General features: G+C 54.1%; 22 protein-coding genes. 12 read left to right on the top strand and 10 right to left on the bottom strand.

The annotated features are described in order from the left end of the window. Positions 1-22: 22 nt before the first annotated feature. Positions 23-649 carry a 16S rRNA (guanine(966)-N(2))-methyltransferase RsmD gene (rsmD, locus tag JFC11_RS02855; protein ID WP_193059882.1) on the bottom strand — a complete coding sequence of 209 codons (627 nt, stop codon included), beginning with the start codon at positions 647-649 and terminating at the stop codon, positions 23-25. Positions 650-739: 90 nt separating this feature from the next. On the opposite strand from rsmD, the gene ftsY reads away from it, so the two are divergent. From ftsY to rpoH, 4 genes are all read left to right on the top strand, one after another. After that, positions 740-2,101, top strand: coding sequence for a signal recognition particle-docking protein FtsY (gene ftsY / locus JFC11_RS02850; protein WP_198348673.1), 1,362 nt, complete (start codon positions 740-742; stop codon positions 2,099-2,101). Then, on the top strand, positions 2,098-2,766 hold the full coding sequence (gene ftsE, locus JFC11_RS02845; protein ID WP_038481059.1) for a cell division ATP-binding protein FtsE: 669 nt from the start codon (positions 2,098-2,100) through the stop codon (positions 2,764-2,766). The genes ftsY and ftsE overlap by 4 nt, the downstream gene beginning before the upstream one ends. Continuing rightward, positions 2,763-3,803, top strand: coding sequence for a permease-like cell division protein FtsX (gene ftsX, locus JFC11_RS02840; protein WP_198348672.1), 1,041 nt, complete (start codon positions 2,763-2,765; stop codon positions 3,801-3,803). The genes ftsE and ftsX overlap by 4 nt, the downstream gene beginning before the upstream one ends. Positions 3,804-3,956: 153 nt before the next feature. Continuing rightward, entirely contained in the window at positions 3,957-4,823 is an 867-nt protein-coding gene (rpoH, locus tag JFC11_RS02835; protein ID WP_038481065.1) for an RNA polymerase sigma factor RpoH, read from the top strand. Between the two features lie 94 nt (positions 4,824-4,917). Here the strand turns inward: rpoH and slmA are convergent, their stop codons facing one another. From slmA to coaBC, 5 genes are all read right to left on the bottom strand, one after another. Further along, positions 4,918-5,526, bottom strand: coding sequence for a nucleoid occlusion factor SlmA (gene slmA / locus JFC11_RS02830; RefSeq protein WP_095602789.1), 609 nt, complete (start codon positions 5,524-5,526; stop codon positions 4,918-4,920). Between the two features lie 21 nt (positions 5,527-5,547). Further along, complete coding sequence (argB, locus tag JFC11_RS02825) at positions 5,548-6,447, bottom strand: acetylglutamate kinase (RefSeq protein WP_009724121.1); 900 nt, start codon at positions 6,445-6,447, stop codon at positions 5,548-5,550. Between the two features lie 167 nt (positions 6,448-6,614). Then, positions 6,615-7,997, bottom strand: coding sequence for a phosphomannomutase/phosphoglucomutase (locus JFC11_RS02820; protein WP_198348671.1), 1,383 nt, complete (start codon positions 7,995-7,997; stop codon positions 6,615-6,617). 36 nt (positions 7,998-8,033) lie between these two features. Then, positions 8,034-8,495 carry a dUTP diphosphatase gene (gene dut, locus JFC11_RS02815; RefSeq protein ID WP_038481077.1) on the bottom strand — a complete coding sequence of 154 codons (462 nt, stop codon included), beginning with the start codon at positions 8,493-8,495 and terminating at the stop codon, positions 8,034-8,036. Further along, positions 8,492-9,808, bottom strand: coding sequence for a bifunctional phosphopantothenoylcysteine decarboxylase/phosphopantothenate--cysteine ligase CoaBC (gene coaBC / locus JFC11_RS02810; protein ID WP_198348670.1), 1,317 nt, complete (start codon positions 9,806-9,808; stop codon positions 8,492-8,494). Before coaBC ends, dut begins: the two co-directional genes overlap by 4 nt. A gap of 153 nt (positions 9,809-9,961) precedes the next feature. Between coaBC and radC the strand changes: the two genes are divergently transcribed. From radC to ald, 7 genes are all read left to right on the top strand, one after another. Continuing rightward, entirely contained in the window at positions 9,962-10,636 is a 675-nt protein-coding gene (gene radC, locus JFC11_RS02805) for a RadC family protein (protein ID WP_089039238.1), read from the top strand. A 250-nt stretch (positions 10,637-10,886) separates the two neighbouring features. Then, positions 10,887-11,123 (top strand): 50S ribosomal protein L28, encoded by a 237-nt coding sequence (gene rpmB, locus JFC11_RS02800; protein WP_038481085.1) that lies wholly within the window; start codon positions 10,887-10,889, stop codon positions 11,121-11,123. Between the two features lie 25 nt (positions 11,124-11,148). Continuing rightward, the gene (gene rpmG, locus JFC11_RS02795; protein ID WP_009098622.1) at positions 11,149-11,304 is read left to right on the top strand and encodes a 50S ribosomal protein L33; all 156 of its coding nucleotides are present in this window, start codon (positions 11,149-11,151) and stop codon (positions 11,302-11,304) included. A gap of 186 nt (positions 11,305-11,490) precedes the next feature. Further along, the gene (gene mutM, locus JFC11_RS02790) at positions 11,491-12,318 is read left to right on the top strand and encodes a bifunctional DNA-formamidopyrimidine glycosylase/DNA-(apurinic or apyrimidinic site) lyase (RefSeq protein ID WP_198348669.1); all 828 of its coding nucleotides are present in this window, start codon (positions 11,491-11,493) and stop codon (positions 12,316-12,318) included. Positions 12,319-12,399: 81 nt separating this feature from the next. Further along, positions 12,400-13,590: a class I SAM-dependent rRNA methyltransferase gene (locus tag JFC11_RS02785; protein ID WP_038481093.1), complete on the top strand. Its 1,191-nt coding sequence runs from the start codon at positions 12,400-12,402 to the stop codon at positions 13,588-13,590. A gap of 73 nt (positions 13,591-13,663) precedes the next feature. Beyond that, positions 13,664-14,098 carry an acyl-CoA thioesterase gene (locus JFC11_RS02780; RefSeq protein WP_198348668.1) on the top strand — a complete coding sequence of 145 codons (435 nt, stop codon included), beginning with the start codon at positions 13,664-13,666 and terminating at the stop codon, positions 14,096-14,098. Between the two features lie 374 nt (positions 14,099-14,472). Next, a complete protein-coding gene (ald, locus tag JFC11_RS02775) occupies positions 14,473-15,588 on the top strand; it encodes an alanine dehydrogenase (protein WP_198348667.1) in 1,116 nt (371 codons plus the stop codon). Positions 15,589-15,654: 66 nt separating this feature from the next. On the opposite strand, the gene JFC11_RS02770 is transcribed toward ald, so the two are convergent. Continuing rightward, entirely contained in the window at positions 15,655-15,903 is a 249-nt protein-coding gene (locus JFC11_RS02770; RefSeq protein ID WP_038481102.1) for a SlyX family protein, read from the bottom strand. A 110-nt stretch (positions 15,904-16,013) separates the two neighbouring features. Here JFC11_RS02770 and JFC11_RS18940 point away from each other — a divergent pair, with 110 nt between their 5' ends. Further along, complete coding sequence (locus JFC11_RS18940; RefSeq protein WP_038481105.1) at positions 16,014-16,556, top strand: cold-shock protein; 543 nt, start codon at positions 16,014-16,016, stop codon at positions 16,554-16,556. A 70-nt stretch (positions 16,557-16,626) separates the two neighbouring features. On the opposite strand, the gene JFC11_RS02760 is transcribed toward JFC11_RS18940, so the two are convergent. From JFC11_RS02760 to dapD, 3 genes are read right to left on the bottom strand one after another with little or no spacing between them, the layout of a single operon-like run. Beyond that, on the bottom strand, positions 16,627-17,016 hold the full coding sequence (locus tag JFC11_RS02760) for a hypothetical protein (protein WP_038481108.1): 390 nt from the start codon (positions 17,014-17,016) through the stop codon (positions 16,627-16,629). Continuing rightward, on the bottom strand, positions 17,013-18,185 hold the full coding sequence (gene dapE / locus JFC11_RS02755) for a succinyl-diaminopimelate desuccinylase (RefSeq protein WP_198348666.1): 1,173 nt from the start codon (positions 18,183-18,185) through the stop codon (positions 17,013-17,015). The genes JFC11_RS02760 and dapE overlap by 4 nt, the downstream gene beginning before the upstream one ends. Then, complete coding sequence (gene dapD / locus JFC11_RS02750) at positions 18,172-19,197, bottom strand: 2,3,4,5-tetrahydropyridine-2,6-dicarboxylate N-succinyltransferase (RefSeq protein ID WP_038481114.1); 1,026 nt, start codon at positions 19,195-19,197, stop codon at positions 18,172-18,174. The genes dapE and dapD overlap by 14 nt, the downstream gene beginning before the upstream one ends. Positions 19,198-19,249 lie beyond the last annotated feature (52 nt).

The following is a 19,249-nucleotide window of genomic DNA, read 5'->3' as shown; positions in this document are numbered from 1 at the left end:
GCAGGATTGCGGCAAGCGCAGTTTACACGGGTTTACGAAGATAGAGGCGAGCCGCACTTTCGCCCGCCTGGGTTTCCCGATAAAGCTGCCAGTTAGTGGGCACGCTTGGAGATAGGGACTTTTCAGTTTCCAGGTAGATCATGGCATCGTCTGCAAGCCAGCCGCCGGTTTCTAATGCGGAACAGCAGGAAGCAGCTAAGCCTTGATGAAACGGTGGATCAAGAAAGACGACATCCGCAGGCTGTTGGCAGGGTTGGTTGAGAAAAGCGAGTGCATCGGTAGATACCACTCGGCCATTACTGGTGCTAAGGGTGATAATATTTTCACTAATTAGCGCGGCTACCCGGGAATCGCGCTCGACAAACGTAACGTTGCTGGCGCCGCGGGAAATGGCTTCAAAGCCTAGTGCTCCTGTGCCTGCAAAGAGGTCCAGCACTTGTTTGCCAAACAGGTGTTGGCCTAGCCAGTTGAATAGGGTCTCACGCACGCGATCAGGGGTGGGCCGTAGCCCTGGGTGGTCGAGTACAGGCAACTGACGGCGGCGAAAGTCGCCGCCGATGATGCGTAGCTTACCCGGCGGTTTGGCAGGCCCGCGCCGCGCTGTCGATGAGCGAGAAGTAGAAGGGCGAGAAGAGCGTTGTCGTTTCATAACGCGGATTGTAGCGGGCTACTTATCCAAAGTCTTGGTCTGCGATGGTAGGATAATCGCAATGTTCACCTATTTAGTCGGATGACACCTATGTTCGGTTTTTTCAAACGTAAGAAAAAGCACGACTCCCAACAGGAGCAGCAAGATCAGCAGGCGCTGTCTCAGGAGGAGCATGGCGAAGTAGAGGCTACCAAAGAGTCAGCGCTAGAGCATAAAACAGAGCAGGCCTTGCCAACGGCGGAAGCTGTTGTGCAAGAAACGTCAGTGCCTGGAACCGAGCCAGCGGAACACAGTACATCCGTTGAAGAAACCGCTGAAAAGTCACAAACAAGTGAATCAGAACTAGCGCCTGAGCTAGCCTCTTCACCAGAACCAGAACCAGAACCAGAACCAGAACCAGAACCAGAACCAGAACCAGAACCAGAACCAGAACCAGAACCAGAACCGGCCACAATATCTGCCCCTAAACCGGCCCTTCAAGAGAAGCCCGTGGCCGAAAAAGGGGAAAAGAGAGGCTGGTTCGCTCGTATTAAGTCAGGGTTAGGCAAAACCCGCGCCAATCTAACTGACGGTATTGCCGATCTGTTTCTGGGCAAAAAGCAGATTGATGATGAGCTGTTGGAAGATCTTGAGACCCAGCTGCTGATGGCGGATGTAGGCATTGAAGCCACTAGCGAGATTATTGAGCGCCTTGAAGCGCGCGTTTCGCGCAAAGAACTGAATAACCCAGAAGCGCTTTATCGCGGGTTGCAAGAGGAGTTGGCGTTGATGCTAGCGCCGGTAGCGACGCCGCTAAGTTTTGAAAAAGAGAGTGAAGGGCCTTTTGTCATTCTCGTGGTAGGTGTTAATGGCGTAGGTAAAACAACGACTATCGGCAAGCTGACCCAGCGTTTTCAGCGTGAAGGTAAAAGCGTCATGCTTGCTGCAGGCGACACCTTCCGTGCAGCGGCGGTTGAGCAGCTTAAGGTGTGGGGCGAGCGTAACAACGCGCCGGTGATTGCGCAGCACACGGGTGCTGATAGCGCTTCTGTGATTTACGACGCGGTGGCGGCTGCTAAATCACGTGGCGTGGATGTGCTGATTGCCGACACAGCAGGACGGCTGCACAACAAGAGCCATCTGATGGAAGAACTGAAAAAAGTCCATCGGGTCATGCAGAAGCTGGATGGTACTGCTCCTCATGAAGTGATGTTGGTGCTGGATGCGGGGACAGGGCAGAACGCCATTTCCCAGGCCAGCACATTTAACGACGCCGTGCCGATCAGTGGCATTACGCTGACTAAGCTGGACGGTACCGCCAAGGGCGGGATTATTTTCGCATTGGCGAAGCAGCTCAAAACACCGATTCGCTTTATTGGTGTAGGCGAAGGGCTGGATGATCTCCGCCCCTTTGAGGCAGATGACTTTGTTAACGCGCTGTTTGACCGGCAAGGGGATGATGGCCGCGCATGATCGCTTTTGAACATGTGGGTAAGCGCTATGGAGGGCGCTTTGATGCGCTGGCACACCTCAACTTTCGCGTTGCAAGAGGCGAAATGGTGTTCCTGACGGGGCATTCTGGTGCTGGTAAAAGTTCGTTGCTGCGACTGATTATGCGCCTCGAAAAGCCTAGCCGTGGCCGGGTAGTGGTGGCTGGGCACGACATTGCCGAGCTCCACGCCAGCCAAGTGCCGTTTTATCGTCGGCAAATTGGCGTGGTGTTTCAAGATCACCAATTGCTGTTTGATCGCAGTGTGTTCCGCAATGTATCTCTGCCGCTAGAAATCCAGGGGGTAGAGCCGCGTGAAACGGCGCGGCGCGTTCGTGCAGCACTGGATAAGGTCGGGCTTTTACACCGCGAAAAAGCGCTGCCAGTAGAGCTTTCCGGTGGCGAGCAGCAGCGAGTGGGCATTGCGCGCGCAGTGGTTAATAAGCCAGCTCTGCTGCTTGCTGATGAACCTACCGGTAACTTAGACCCACAGCTTTCTGCCGATATTATGGCGCTGTTTGAAGACTTCAACCGTATTGGCACCACCGTGATGATTGCCAGTCACGACTTAGCGCTGATTGCGCGACTACGTCACCGCATTTTGCGTTTGCAAGATGGTCGTCTGGTGGCAGATGAGGGGGCCGTATGAAACGTGCCGCGGCACCCCGTCCTATAGGCGCAGCGCCCAAAGGTAAGCGACAATCGGCCAGAACTCCCAGTGAGCCACACGCCGAGCGGCGTGGCGCACGTTCACAGCAAACACGTTTTAGCAGCCGCTTACGCGCCTGGGGACGCCATCATCGTGCAATGGCACTGGATAGCCTTTATCGCCTGGTACGTCATCCTGTGGGTAATTTGCTAACCATGCTGGCCATCGCCATTGCGTTAGTCTTGCCTGCGGCGCTTTGGTTAACCTTGGACAGCGCTAAGCTGCTAGACGCAGAACTGGATGAGAGTGCAACCCTCACCGTTTATTTGGAAACGACCGTAGACGCTGCACAGTCCGTTCGCATTGAAGAAGCGGTCATCGCGGACGAAGGTGTCGAAACGACCCGCATTATCAGTGCCGAGCAAGGTATGGTTGAGTTTCAGCAGTCCCTTGGTATTGAAGATACCCTGGCAGGGCTGGAAGATAATCCACTGCCGGCCAGTATTGTGATTTATCCACAGAGCGTTGAGCCTGCAGCTATGGCACAACTGGCACAGCGCTTGGAGGAGTTCTCTGGGGTAGACGAGGTGCGCGTGGATTTGGCGTGGGTAGAGCGTTTACGTCATTTGGCGGATCTTGGGCGACGGGTGGCGCTCGCGCTTGGGGTGTTGTTTGGCTGTGGTGTGCTGCTAGTGGTGGGCAACACTATCCGTCTTTCGGTTGAGAGCCGACGACGAGAAATCGAAGTAGTGATGCTCATTGGCGCGACCCATGCCTTTGTCCGTCGCCCCTTCCTCTATAGCGGGGCTTGGTACGGCGTGGGGGGCGGTCTGCTGGCGCTGGGATTGTTGGGATTTTGCAACCACTGGCTGTCGATGCCTGTTGCTGCCTTGGCGGCAAGCTACGGAGCGAACTTTGTGTTGCCGCAGTTAGATGTGACAGGCTCTACAATTCTGCTATCTTGCAGTACACTATTGGGCTGGCTGGGAGCTTGGTTGGCTGTTACACGCCATCTCTCTAGCATACGCCCGCGTTGATTATGTTTGTTATGCGGTCAGTAGCGGGAATTTCCACCCCGTTTTGTGTCTTATGCAGTGAATGCATCGGTCATTTGAACCTTATGCTTAGGCTAAGGTCTTAGAGTTAACGGAACACCAACCACGATAGGTTTTAAGGGAGACCACCTGCACATGAGCACTAGTCTTCTACCGGTGGGTCAGCTTTCTCCAGGTCACGATCTGGGCGGCTATATTCAAGCGGTTAACGGCATCCCCGTACTAAGCGTTGATGAAGAGCGTGAGCTTGCATTCCGCCTCCACGATGAAGGTGACTTGGAAGCAGCACGCCGTTTGGTGCTATCGCACCTGCGTTTTGTTGTGCATATTGCTCGTAGTTACTCGGGTTATGGTCTGCCACAGGCTGACCTGATTCAAGAAGGTAACGTCGGTCTGATGAAAGCCGTTAAGCGTTTCGACCCTAATCAGGGCGTTCGCTTGGTCTCATTTGCCGTGCATTGGATCAAAGCGGAAATTCACGAGTTTGTGTTGCGTAATTGGCGTATTGTCAAAATTGCCACCACGAAAGCTCAGCGCAAGCTGTTTTTTAACCTGCGTAGCGCCAAAAAACGCTTAGCCTGGCTAAACAACGATGAAGTTAACGCGATTGCGGAAGACCTCAACGTAAAGCCAGAAGTAGTGCGCGATATGGAAGGACGTCTGTCGGCTTACGATGCGGGTTTTGATGCGTCTCCTAGCGACGACGAAGAGAGCACCTATCAAGCACCGGCGTATTTTTTAGATGACGCTTCCGCTGATCCAGCGACGCTGCTGGAAGACAGCAACTTTGAGGAAGATTCAACGCGTCGCTTACAGCTAGCCTTGAAAGGCCTTGATGAGCGTTCGCGAGACATCTTGCAGCGTCGCTGGCTCACTGATAACAAAGCGACACTGCACGATCTGGCCGATGTTTATGGCGTCAGCGCTGAGCGCATTCGCCAGCTCGAAAAGAATGCGATGAAAAAACTGCGCCAAAAAATGGGCGAAGCTATCGCTGCTTAATCACGTACACATATCGGTTAAGCATAAGATAAACGCCCCGAAAGCTCTGCCTTCGGGGCGTTTTTATTGGGCGTGCATGTTGTGTCACCGCTTTCTAAGCTGGTTGTACGGCTGCTCGTAACAGCTGGCTAGACAGCAGCGCCCATTGGTCTTCCCAGTACTCGGTTGGTAAGCGCTTGAAATCACTGCGCACATACTGAGAAATACGCCCTTCAGCCTGAGCGATCAGCAGGTTGGCTGCTGCTGAAGCCGATATGCTGGTGCGCAGCCCCTCGCGCAGCTCGGCCTCCCGCAGTATCTGTTTTAGCTGGGTTTCCAGCCGTTCAAACAGTTGGTGAACGCGCTGGCGCAGCCGGGCCGTTTCGCCAGTCAGTACATCGCCTCCCAGTACCCTGGCAAGTCCAGGGTTTTTTTCGGCAAAGCCTAGAAGCAAGGCCAAGATGGTGCCGCATCGAGACGCCGCATCGGGGATATCTTCTAGGATGCGGGTAATACGCGCAAAGATGCTTTCTTCAATGAAGTCGATCAGCCCCTCAAACATGCGCGCTTTGCTGGGGAAATGCCGGTACAGCGCTGCTTCTGAGACGCCAACCTGGCGGGCAAGCGCAGCGGTTGTAATACGCTTGCCGCTATCCTCTTCCAGCATAACGGCTAACGCTTGCAGGATTTGCTCGCGGCGGCGAGGTTTTTGTTCGTCACTCATGACGTTAGCCCTCCGTCGCGGTTAACCTGCGTCAGTAATCAGGGTGCCTACCCCAGCATTGGTAAAGATTTCCAGCAAGACCGCATGGGGAACGCGGCCGTCGATAATGTGGGCGCTGTTAACGCCGCCTTTTACCGCATCTAGTGCACAACGTATTTTTGGCAACATGCCACCATAAATCGTGCCGTCGGCGATTAAGGCGTCAACTTGAGCAGTGCTTAGTCCAGTTAATACCTCTCCCTCACTGTTCATCAGGCCCGCGACGTTGGTCAATAGCATCAGTTTTTCAGCGTTGAGTGCCTCGGCCAGTTTGCCTGCCACCAAGTCGGCGTTGATGTTATAGCTGTGGCCTTCACCGTCAACGCCGATAGGTGCTATTACCGGAATGAAGTCTCTGGCGGCGAGCATCTCAATGAGGTCGGTGGAGATAGACTCCACTTCACCTACGTGGCCAATGTCGATAATTTCCGGAGCGGTCATCTCAGGACTTTGGTGCTCTACTTTTAGTTGGCGGGCGCGAATTTGCGCGCCATCTTTGCCGGTTAAACCAATGGCTTTGCCGCCGCTTTGATTGATTAGATTAACAATGCTTTTATTGACTAAGCCCCCTAGAACCATCTCCACGACGTCCATGGTTTGAGAGTCGGTCACTCGCATGCCGTTCACAAAGCGAGATTCGATATTCAGTTTTTCTAGCAGGCTGCCAATTTGTGGCCCGCCCCCATGGACGACAACCGGGTTAATACCGACCTCTTTCATTAGCACGATGTTACGCGCGAATGAATCGATCAAGGTGTCTTCAGTCATGGCGTTGCCGCCATATTTAACGACGACCGTTTTGCCCGAAAACTGCTGGATGTAGGGGAGGGCTTCTGACAATACCTCCACAACGACCTGAGGGTCGCGGCTAGTTGAACTCATGACGTTGTCCCTTTTGATTTTTTCCGTCGCTACTTTTTTATCGCGACCGTTATTACAGCGCGAGCATTGGCTTTTCCATGCGGCGTGTTGTCTAGCATTCTTATTGTGTCGCGCATTCGATTGGCACAATCACTTTTCTTCTGTTCACCCTGTCGTATCTATCCACGTTATTGAGGTTCAGGAATCATCAGCGTTGGTGAAATTTTCTCCAGCGCATTGGCAAAGCGCTGTTTTATTCGGCTAAGTGCCGCGGCATCGCTACCCTCAAAGCGCAGTACTAGCGCAGGAGTGGTGTTAGAGGCTCGGCACAGTCCCCAGCCATCGGCATAGTCCACGCGAATGCCATCAATCGTGGTTTTGATACCTTCGCCGAAGTCGCCCTCTCTAGCAAGCTTCTTGATAAGCGGAAATTTTTCTTCATCAGCGACCGCGATATTAATTTCAGGCGTGCTGATATCTTGTGGAAATTGATCAAACAGTTCATCAGCACTGCCGGGGTGGCGGGCTAGAATTTCAAGCAAGCGGGCCGCGGCGTAGATGCCGTCGTCGAAGCCATACCAGCGCTCCTTGAAGAAAATATGCCCGCTCATTTCACCGCCCAGTTCAGCGCCGGTTTCCCGCATGCGTGCCTTGATTAGTGAATGCCCGGTGCGCCACATTTCAGGCTTGCCGCCAGCGTCGCTAATAACTCGCGCCAGGTTACCTGTGCATTTGATGTCGAAGATCACCTTGGCACCGGGGGTGCGTGACAGCATATCAGCTGCAAATACCATCAGTAGGTGGTCAGGGTAGATCATACGGCCACTTGGCGTGACAACGCCTAAACGGTCGCCGTCGCCGTCAAAAGCCAAGCCAATATCGGCACCTGTTTCCTTAACGCTGTGGATCAAGTCGCGTAGGTTTTCAGGTTTGCCTGGGTCGGGGTGGTGGTTCGGGAAGTGCCCATCAATGTCGGCAAATAATGGGGTGGTTTTTACCCCCAGGCGCTCAATAAGCTGCGGGCCCAACTCTCCGGCGACCCCGTTGCCACAATCCACAACTGCGCTCAGTGGGCGCTCGATATGGATGTCGTTAATAATTCTTTCAAGATACGCCGTGCGTAGGTCATGCCGGCGAACGCTGCCTTGGCCGCTGGTTAGGTCGTTTGCTTGGATGCGCTCATAGAGGGCGGTGATAGCATCACCGGAGAGCGTTTCACCCGCTAAGACGATTTTGAAGCCGTTGTAGTCAGGTGGATTGTGACTGCCGGTTAGCATTACCCCAGAGCAGCTTTCAGGCAGTGTGTGGGTGGCGAAATAAAGCACGGGGGTAGGCACCATGCCGATGTCTATAACGTCTTGTCCTGAGGCTGTTAGGCCGCGAATCAGCGCTGCTTGCAGGTGAGGCCCGGAAAGTCGTCCATCACGGGCAACAATGACCGTTTGCTCGCCTCGAGCGGCGGCTTCAGAACCAATAGCTCGGCCAATGAGTTCGGTGGTGGCCTCGCTCAGCGTATCGCCCACAATGCCGCGAATGTCGTAAGCACGAAATATCGACGCAGGTACGTTCATTGTCGCTCCTAGATATGCGCTAAAACAGCGCTTGGCTTATTGGCTGCCTGTGCTGCCAAAACCACCGCTGCCGCGAGTGGAGTCTTCAAAGGCATCAACAATGGTAAGTTCTGCTTGCACGACAGGAACAACGACATATTGAGCGAGACGCTCAAAGGGCGATAACGTAAAACTGCTTTGACCACGGTTCCAAACCGATACCATCAGTTCGCCCTGGTAATCAGAGTCGATGAGCCCGACGAGGTTGCCCAGCACGATACCGTGCTTATGACCTAGCCCGGAGCGAGGCAAAATCATACCCGCCAAGCTAGGGTCTTCTATGTAAATGGCAAGGCCTGTTCGCACTAACTGGCAGTCACCAGGTGCAAGCACCAGTGGCTCATCTAGCAGTGCTCGCAAATCCATCCCCGCTGAGCCTGTTGTTGCATAAGAGGGGAGGTAGTCGTGCAGGCGTTCATCCAATACTTTGCACTGCAGGCGTGGGCGAGAACCGCTCATGATAATTCTCCGGAGGATTGAGAGGATAATTGAGAAGGTGGTTGAGATGGCCGTTGAGAAGGCAGTAGTGATAGTGCGTGACGAATAATTAGCGCGGCTAGCTGGGTTTTAGGCTGAGGTGGGGCTTCCCGTTGATTGGTTCCCGTCGCAGAGCGCCACAGCAGCAGAGCGGCATTGTTATCGCTGCCAAAACCGAGCCCCTGCTGGGAAACGTCGTTGGCTACGATCATATCTAGCCCTTTGCGGGTCAATTTATCTTCTGCATAGCGAGCGACATCCTGAGTCTCGGCGGCGAAGCCCACCACAAAAGGGCGTTGGTTAGTAGGCAGTGCGGAAACATCGGCAATAATGTCAGGATTCTTGACCAGCGTAAGCGTTAGCGTATCGCTGTCGTCGGTTTTTTTGATTTTGTGCTCGGCAGCGCTGGCAGCGCGGTAGTCAGCGACCGCAGCGCAGCCAATAAATAGGCCAGCATGGGGGGCGAGTGTTAACGCTTCGTGATGCATTTGTGCAGCGGTTTCCACATCGATGCGTTCAACGCCGAGAGGAGTGGGGAGATTAACTGGGCCGCTTATCAGCGTCACCCGTGCTCCTTGGGCGGCAGCTTCAGCGGCCAGTGCATAACCCATTTTCCCTGAGCTGTGATTGGATAGATAGCGCACGGGATCTAGCGCCTCGCGGGTGGGGCCCGCAGTAATCACTACGTGCGGCGCAGAGGCTGATGCTGGTGATTTGGCAGCAGAAGCAAAATGCTGTGCTAAGAAATCAACAATAACCTCTGGTTCGCTCATTCGCCCAGGACCGATGTCGCCACACGCTTGGTCACCAGCCGCTGGCCCGATCAACTGCCAGCCATCGCAGGCTAGCTGAGAGACGTTGCGTTGAGTTGCAGGGTGTCGCCACATGGCCTGATTCATGGCCGGTGCAATCAACTTGGGTGCTTCACAGGCTAGGCACAGAGTGGTTAGCAAGTCGTCAGCCATGCCATGCACTAATCGGGCGATCAAATCAGCCGTTGCTGGGGCAATCAATACGGCATCTGCCCAGCGGGCCAGCTCAATATGCCCCATGCCAGCCTCTGCTTCAGGATCAAGCAACGAGGTGCGTACCGGCTCCCCTGAAAGCGCCTGAAGCGTTAACGGCGTAATAAACGCTTGAGCACCCTCGGTCATTACCACGCGAACCTCACAGCCGGCTTGCTTGAGTAACCGAACAATCAGCGCGCTTTTATAAGCCGCAATGCCGGCACTAATGCCAAGCAGCAGGCGCTTACCAGCAAGCGACGTTAACGGGGATGGCGATAATAAGGCCATGATGGGTAGTCCCATGTAGCGTTTGTTAAAGGTGAGTACCATACCATTTGACGGGTTATTTTGGCATGCTCAAGCAGCAGTTGGAAAAGCCAGTTTGGGTGGGCGTAGTAGCAAACGCGGACGGTGCTATCAGAGGTGGGCAAGGAGGCGGCGATGGGGATTAATCACTGGCCGGAAGGTGAGCGGCCACGCGAGAAGTTATTGAACATGGGGGTGCAGGCGCTTTCAGATGCCGAGCTACTGGCCATTTTTTTGCGAGTAGGCGTGCAGGGGCGCTCTGCAGTGGATCTGGCACGGGATCTGTTGGCCAGTTTCGGTGGTTTGAGGCAGCTTTTGGAGGCGGATCAGGATCAGTTTTGTGCGGCTCGAGGGCTTGGTAGTGCGAAATTTGCCCAGCTTCAGGCGACCCTGGAGCTTTCTAGGCGTCATTTGGCGAGCCAGCTTGCCCGTGGCAATGCGCTCACATCGCCGTCGCTTGTGCGTCATTACTTAAGCTCCCAGCTTCGTCATCTGGGTCATGAAGAGTTTGCCGTGCTTTTTTTAGATACACAGCATCGAATTATTCGCTATGAATCCCTGTTTCGCGGTACCCTAGACAGCGCATCCGTTTACCCCCGCGAAGTAGCCAAGCGTGCGCTTGAATTACACGCTGGTGCTGTCATCCTGGCTCACAACCACCCATCGGGTGTTGCTGAACCAAGCGATGCTGATCGACGTATTACTGAACGTCTAAAAGATGCCCTTGCACTCTTCGATGTGCGAGTGCTTGATCATTTCGTGGTGGGGGACGGTAACGTGGTTTCGTTTGCCGAGCGCGGTTGGCTATAGCAATTAATCAAAATGGTGCGACGTCAAAATCTCGTCGTTTACCTAAGTAAATTGTCCAAAAGATGCCTTTTTTGGCATTTTGGGGCGTTTTTGCTTGCTGGTAGCCGGGTGCTCTGGTATAAAGTGCCACCTTTAAACTTGGGTTGAATAACGGATTTGGGTACAGCTAGGCAGTTAACTGCGTCGACTCCCTCCCTGCTCCGGTTTGCCCGACAGTTTTGAACAACTCGCCAAGCGGTTGGAGGCTCTCATGTCCAAAGTATGTCAGGTTACCGGCAAGCGTCCGGTAACTGGTAATAACGTTTCTCACTCCCAGCGTAAGACACGTCGTCGTTTCTTGCCGAACCTGCACACCCATCGTTTTTGGGTTGAATCTGAAAACCGCTTCGTCAAGCTGCGCGTTTCCTCTAAAGGAATGCGTATCATCGACAAGAAAGGTATCGAAACGGTTCTGGCTGATATCCGCAAACGCGGCGACGCCATCTAAGCTAGCATTTTGGGAGAGTTAAACCATGCGCGATAAGATCAAGCTGGTGTCTAGTGCCGGTACAGGCCACTTCTACACCACTGATAAGAACAAGCGGAATACACCGGATAAGTTCGAATTCAAGAAATACGACCCGGTCGTCCGTAAGCACGTTATCTACAAGGAAGCTAAGATCAAGTAATCGCGATTACAATGATCGGCTTTCACCGCAGGCGAGCGCCTGTTGAAAAACCCGGCCCTAAGCCGGGTTTTTGCATGCCCGGTATTTAGCCGCTTACTTTGTAGGTTGGCGGTATCTGTCCCTACGCTTCGGCACCGCTTAGGCGACAGAATGGTTGTCACGGTGCTGTCATCATAGACTTTCATCATGCCCGAATTGCCTGAAGTTGAAACGACGCGACGCGGCATTGCCCCCTATTTAGAAGGGCAAGAGATTACCGAGGTGCTGGTGCGCCAGACCCGGTTACGCGTGCCGGTGCCCGAAGATCTAGCCGAGCGGCTAGTAGGAGCTCGGGTTGGCGTATTAAAGCGTCGCGCTAAGTACCTACAAATTCCCGTGGCGACACTTGAAGGTGAGGCCACGCTGTTGTGGCATCTGGGCATGTCGGGCAGCCTAAGGATTGCAAACGTCGGCGATTTGCCTAAAAAGCATGATCATGTTGACGTGGTGACGGCCAAGGGACATGTGCTGCGCTACCATGACCCGCGTCGCTTTGGTTTTGTTGACTGGCAGCAGGGCGATGGCAGCTTGGATAAGCGCCTTGCGCACCTTGGTCCTGAGCCGTTGGATGACGCGTTTAACGGTCGCTGGCTCTATAACGCATCGCGTAATAAACGCGTTGCGGTAAAGCCTTTTTTAATGGATAACCGCGTGGTGGTCGGTGCGGGTAATATTTACGCTGCCGAAGCGCTATTTATGGCGGGCATTGATCCCCGACGTGCCGCTGGGAAAATTTCCCTGGCCCGTTACCAGCAGCTAGCCGCGGCGGTTAAAGAGGTGCTGGCGGCAGCGATTACCCAAGGTGGCACCACGCTGCGGGATTTTGTCAGTGGGCAGGGCGAGCCAGGTTACTTTGCCCAGCAACTGAATGTATATGGGCGCCATGGGCAGCCTTGCCTGCGCTGTGGCGTTGAGCTGCGTCGTATCACTCTAGGCCAGCGGGCCAGCGTGTTTTGCCCTGGTTGTCAGCGTTAGCGGCCGCTCTTTGATATTAACTGTTTTGCCTATGCTTTCAGAGTCTATGTGCTTTGTAAGATTGCTCTTTTGGAGATTGTTGTGACTCAACGCCTGCGCCTGAATAAAAATGCCGATCGCCGCCTGAAGGCGGGCCATCTATGGATCTACTCCAACGAGGTAGATATCAAAGAGACGCCACTAAAAAACTTTGCGGCTGGTGAGCCTGCGTTAGTTGAAGCTTCCAATGGCAAAACCCTTGGCGTCGCTTACATTAATCCGCACTCGCTGATTTGTGGTCGGGTGATGTCGCGTGACCCAGAAATGCGCCTAGATCGCTCGTTATTCGTACACCGCTTCAACCAAGCGTTGGCGCTGCGTGAGCGTCTGTTCGATAAACCTTTTTACCGTTTGATCCACGGTGAAGGTGACCTGTTACCGGGCTTGGTGATTGACCGTTTCGGTGATGTGCTGGTGGTGCAGTTGAATACCGCAGGTATGCAAGCGTTGGCGGAAGATATTGTCGATGCGCTGGAAAAAGTTGTTAAGCCTAATGCCATCGTGTTCCGTAATGATACGGGCGGCCGTCGCCAGGAAGGCCTAGAAGCCCACGTTGAAGTGGTCAAAGGCACACTTCCTGACGAGGTTCTACTGGAAGAGAATGGGGTTACCTTTGCAGTGCCTGTTCTGAATGGCCAAAAGACAGGATGGTTCTACGACCATCGCGTCAACCGCGCATGGCTGAACAGCCAAGTGGCGGGCAAGCGCGTGCTGGATGTGTTCAGTTACGTGGGCGGCTGGGGTGTTCAGGCGGCTGCGAGCGGTGCCTCGGAAGTGTTGTGTGTCGATGCTTCTGCCTCAGCGCTAGATCAGGTGGCACGCAATGCTGAGTTAAATGGTGTGCAGGAGCAGGTCGCAGTAGCCGAAGGCGATGCCTTTGAAGCGTTAGCGGCACTGAAAGCCGACGGCGAACAGTTTGATGTGGTCATTCTTGATCCGCCTGCGTTTATCAAAAAGCGCAAGGATATCCCTAATGGTGAGCGTGCTTACGCACGACTAAACCGTGAAGCGATGCGGCTATTGGGCCGCGATGGCTTGCTGTTGTCAGCCTCGTGTTCCATGCACCTCGCTCCTGAGCGTTTGGTGGATGTGGTTCGTGGTGCCGTTCGCCACCAAGACCGTCATGGCCAGGTGATTTTTCAAGGACATCAGGGCCCCGATCACCCCGTTCATCCGGCTATCCCGGAAACTTCGTATCTGAAGGCGCTGGGCGTGCGGGTATTCCGCGACTAGGCCAAAGACGCTGCTTGGCAAACATTTGCAAGGCAAGAAGTAGCATCAAGGAGTCACCGCAAGGAGTAGCGTTATGGAGTGGGCACTGCCAAACCCTTTTGTGATCGATCTTCAGGTGACACCGGAGGCCATTGACGCTTACCGGCATGTCAATAACAGCGAGTATTTACGCTGGGTTGAGCAGATCAGTTGGGCCCACTCCGAAGCCTTGGGGCTATCCCTTGAGCGCTATCAGTCCCTAGACCGTGCCATGGTCGTCCATCGTCATGAGTTGGACTATCTGGCACCCGCCTTTGTCGACGATAAGTTGAAACTGGCGACGTGGATTGTTGCCTGCGATGGCCGTTTTAGTTTGACCCGCCGGTTCCAGCTTAAGCGCGTGGGGAGTGGCAAGACGTTGCTAAATGCTCGCACCAGGTTTGCCTGTGTGGCGCTTAGCAGCGGGCGGCCCACGCGGCTGCCTGATGAGTACCAGCGCATTTACGGTGGTGCGGTGGTGGCGGAGTAGCTAATGCTAAAATGCCGTCGATTTTTTCGCTGATTTTCGTTAAACGCTAGATTCTTCTCCCAAAAACGCCCTAGCTGGCGTTTTTTTTGTTTTTCTTGCTTGAGGTGGTGGTTAGTGCCAGCTGTGCTGTAATTTGCTTAATAGCGCTTATTGATGGCCTGGCTCTAACGGCTAGGTGGTAAAGATAGGTAGTAAAGATGAGGCTCTGACTATCTAGCAGTTGAGACTTAGCAGTTGAGACTTAGCAGTTGAGACTTAGCAGTTGAGACTTAGCAGTTGAGACTTAGCAGTTGAGATTTAGCAGTTGAGACTTAGCAGTTGAGACTTAGCAGTTGAGATTTAGCACTAACAATCAATAGAGAAGGAAAACGCTAATGAAAATCGCCGTCCCAAAAGAGATCAAAAACCACGAGTATCGGGTGGCACTCACTCCGACAGGTGCACGGGAGCTAGTAGGGCGTGGCCACTCGGTAAGCGTGCAGGCAGCTGCAGGAGAAGGAGCCGGATTTAGCGACAGCGACTATGAAGCCGCAGGCGCCCAGGTGGAAGCTAATGTAGATGCGTTGTGGCAAAGCGCCGAGCTGATTCTCAAGGTAAAAGAGCCTCAGGCCGAAGAAGTGGCGCGTCTAACCGCCAACCAAACGCTGTTCACCTACTTGCACTTGGCCGCTGAGGAAAAATTAACCCAAGGGCTGATGGCCAGCGGTGCTACCTGCATTGCCTATGAAACCATCACCGATGCAAAAGGTGGGCTACCGCTGCTCGCGCCGATGAGCACGGTTGCTGGGCGCATGGCCGTCCAGGCAGGTGCGCATAGCCTGGAAAAAGCCCAGGGTGGCTCCGGCGTGCTATTGCCTGGTGTGCCAGGCGTTGCTCCGGGTAAAGTTACCGTGATTGGCGGTGGTGTGGTTGGTGAAAACGCCGCCCGTATGGCGTTAGGGTTGGGGGCCGAGGTGACCATTCTTGACAAGTCGATTGCTCGCTTAGAGGTGCTGGACGATCGTTACCAGGGGCGCATCAAAACTGTCTACTCAACGGCGGACGCCCTTGATCAGGCAGCTAAAGAGTCCGATATGATCATTGGCGCCGTACTTATCCCCGGAGCCGCTGCTCCCAAGTTGATTACCCGTGCCATGCTGTCCGATATGAAGCCGGGCAGTGTATTGGTAGACGTAGCCATCGATCAGGGCGGCTGTTTTGAAACCAGCAAGCCTACGACGCATGCCGAGCCGACCTATATTGTGGATGGCATCGTTCATTACTGTGTGGCCAATATGCCTGGCGCGGTGGCGCGGACATCTACTTTGGGTCTTACCAATGCCACCTTGCCGTTTGTACTGGCGCTGGCTGATAAAGGCTGGCAACAGGCGCTTAAAGACGACCCACACTTCCTGCCCGGGCTCAACGTCCATAATGGTCAAGTGACTTATCAGGCTGTTGCCGATGCTTTTGGACTCAAGAGCATCGACCCAGCTAGTGCAGTGGCATGATAATCGGTACGTCAATTAGTAGTAGGTGATACTGCTGATACCCAGATGGTGCTGCTAGTGGTGGTGCTAATAGTGAGGGGGGACTTCGTCTTCTGGGCGGGTATCACCCTGCGAGTCACCCGCCTGGAGCGCCTGATACTGCTCGCGCAAGCGGTCACGCATCAGCGTGCTCAGTTGCTCCAGCTTTTCTAGCCGACGCTCTTGCTGAGCAACCGCTTGGTCAAGGGTGTCTAGCCAATGCTCTTGGTAAGCCAGTCGACTCTCTAAAGATTCAAGAAGTTGAGTTAGCTCTGCAGGCGATAATTCGTTTGTCATGATAACATCGTGACCTTGTGTAGTATGCTCGGTACTGTTAGGAATGGGCCTAGTTGGCCGAGTATTGTCCTTCGTCTGTTACCCATACAACAAGAGAGCTTTTATCATCTATGAATCCAAAAGTTGTTTTTCGCTGTTTCTTCATCAGTGTTTTACTTGCCGCCCCCACGCCACTTCTTTTGGCGGGGATTGTTCATTTAACGAATGCACCGCTTGCTGAGCAGTGGCTGGCTGAGCTTGCCATCAGCGGGGTAAGTGGTGTGTATATTGCCGCTGCTCTGGGATGTTTTATTGCGTTATTTATAGGTACTTTAGCCGCTGCTGCTCTGGCGCCGCCTATGGTAGTGAAAGCTGATGTTTCTCGAACTAAATCTGCGCCGCGTCAGCCTCAAGCGGTACCTGAAGTGGAAGATGATGAAGAGGAAGATATCATCGACCCCAATGATGGTCGCGAAGAGGGCGAAGTAAAGTGGTTTAACACCAATAAAGGTTACGGCTTTATTACCCGGGATAATGGCGAGGATGTGTTTGTTCACTTTCGTGCTATTCGTGGCCGTGGCCCGCGTATGCTTGCTGAAGGGCAGATTGTTCGCTATCACGTGATTAAGAATGACCGTGGCCTTCAGGCAGACGACGTTAGTATTATTGAGTAGCTTTGATTGAATCGCGCTAGCATCGTCAACTGCTGAAAAACAAGACCCCGCTAAGCGGGGTCTTGTGCGTTTAACGGCCTGAATCAGGCCATTCAATAGCTCTTTCCTGGCCCCCTGGCAATACTTGCCAGAAGCGGTCAGGGTCATCTCCGGGGTGCCAACCACCTAACGAGCAGCGAACCTCGGTCTGTAAAGCTTCGGCGGCGTGCTGAGCGCACTCTTGGTCGGTGTGCCACGGGGTGTGGTGGCTATCAAACCACAAGCTGGCAAAACCATCGGCTGCTTTGTCCACCAATAGTACGGGCACAGCTTCACCTTGATGGTGGCCGCGAGTCTTCCATTTACCCTTGCCGGCTGGGCTAAGGGGCGGTGCATCGAGAGCTTCGCTTAGCCACGCATTGAGCTTATCTATCGCTACGCTGGCAAGGTATACCTCAATATCCGGAAACCGCTCCATCATACGCTCACCTCGTCGTCCGTTAACAAGGCTTGAAGCGTTGCCTCATAAATGCGGCTTAGTTCATCCAAGTCACTGGCGCGCACGCGCTCATTCACTTTATGAATAGTGTCATTAAGCGGGCCAAGCTCGACCACTTGGGCGCCAAGTGTCGCGATGAAGCGACCATCCGAGGTGCCGCCGCTGGTCGAAAGTGCAGGGCGCTCGCCGGTAACGGCTTCTACACCGCGAATGGCAGCATCGACTAATTCGCCTTCTGAGGTCAGGAATGGTTCGCCGTTGAGCGTCCAATCAATATGGTACTCGAGGCCATGCTGATCCAAAATCGACTCGGTGCGGCTTCTTAGCATCTCATGGGTAACTTCCGTGGAATAGCGGAAGTTAAACACGACTTCTACTTCACCTGGAATGACGTTAGTGGCCCCGGTGCCCGCGCGAAAATTAGATATCTGGAAGCTGGTGGCAGGGAAAAAGTCATTGCCTGCGTCCCAGTGCTCGTTAACCAACGCATCCAGTGCGGGCATCGCTTGGTGAATAGGGTTGCGCGCAAGGTGTGGGTAGGCCACATGACCCTGAATCCCTTTGATATGTAGCACGCCGCCCAGTGACCCGCGGCGTCCGTTTTTAATCATATCGCCCAGTCGTGAGGTCGACGAGGGCTCACCGACAATGCAGTAGTCCAAGCGCTCGTTGCGTTCGCGTAAATGCTCAACCACTGCGCTGGTGCCATCGATGGCAGGGCCTTCCTCATCGGATGTGATTAAAAACGCAATGCGTCCATCGTGCTCTGGATGGGTGGTCACAAAGCGCTCAACGGCAGTGAGCATCGCCGCTAGGCTGCCCTTCATGTCTGCTGCGCCTCGCCCACAGAGCATGCCGTGCTCATCAATACACGGCTCAAACGGTGGGAATTCCCAGTTCGTATGGGGCCCACTGGGTACGACGTCAGTGTGGCCAGCAAAGGCCAATACGGGGCCGTGATGGCCTCTTATTGCCCAGAAGTTTTTGACATCGCCAAACGGCAGTTGCTCGATATGAAAACCGAGCGCTGTTAAGCGCTCGATCATAAGTTCCTGGCAGCCTTCGTCATCCGGCGTTACTGACGCCCGGCTAAGTAGCTCAAACGCGAGCTGCAACGTGGGCGACAGCGTTTCAGGCTCAGTTATGGGCATGCAGTGCCTCGTTCAGCGCAATGGCGCTTTTATTCGTCAGGCACTCAATACGGCCATTTTGTGAATTGCGACGCAGCAATAAGTCATCTTGGCCTGCTAACTCGCGTGCTGCCACGGTGTTAACTTCTTGTTTCTGATCGTCGAGCAGAGTAACTTTCGAGCCCGCGGTAATATATAAGCCCGCTTCTACGGTGCAGCGGTCACCTAGCGGAATACCGATGCCGGCATTAGCGCCAATCAGGCAGCCTTCGCCTACCTTGATAATGATATTACCGCCGCCAGACAGCGTTCCCATGGTGGAGCAGCCGCCACCCAGGTCGGAACCTTTGCCGACCATGACGCCAGCAGAAATGCGCCCTTCAATCATGCCGGGGCCTTCAGTACCTGCGTTGAAGTTGACGAAGCCTTCATGCATTACCGTGGTGCCTTCACCCAGGTAAGCGCCCAGGCGCACGCGAGCAGTGTCGCCAATGCGGATGCCGGTGGGTACCACGTAATCGGTCATTTTGGGGAATTTATCGACGCAGTCGACTGACAGCGCGCGACCCGCTAAACGCGCTTTAAGACGGCGGGCGGGCAGCTCTTCAATATCAATCGCGCCTTCGTTGGTCCAGGCGATGTTGCGCAGCAGGCCAAACATTCCCGTCAGATCCAGGCCGTGAGGCTTTACTAAGCGGTGAGAGAGCAAGTGCAGCTTTAAGTAAACTTCAGGAACGGTCTGCGGTGCCTGATCGCTTTCTAAAAACATTGCGACCAGGGGGCGATGGCTGGCGGCGAATGATTCGGCGAGTGCTGCCTGCTCAGAGTGACCAGCAGCTTCCAGCGCTTTGGCCAAGCGCGTGCAATCTTCGGGCAGGAAACTGATTGCCGTATTGCCAGCGGGGGCGTCTAACGCCTCTTTGGCTGCGGCTACCAAGCTGTCTGCAGGATTAAACAGTGGTGCTGGGTAGTAGATTTCTAACCAGTCGCCCTGTGTGTTTTGGGTGCCGATTCCAAGCGCGAAGCTCAGCATAACGCGTCTTCCTTTAAAGTTTTGAATAACAATCAGTTGTTAGGGTCAGTGG

Origin of the sequence: Vreelandella alkaliphila (assembly GCF_016107625.1) — a bacterium.
GTDB lineage: Bacteria > Pseudomonadota > Gammaproteobacteria > Pseudomonadales > Halomonadaceae > Vreelandella > Vreelandella alkaliphila.
The sequence above is the reverse complement of the archived record's forward strand: the minus strand, read 5'-3'. Positions and strand labels throughout refer to the sequence as shown.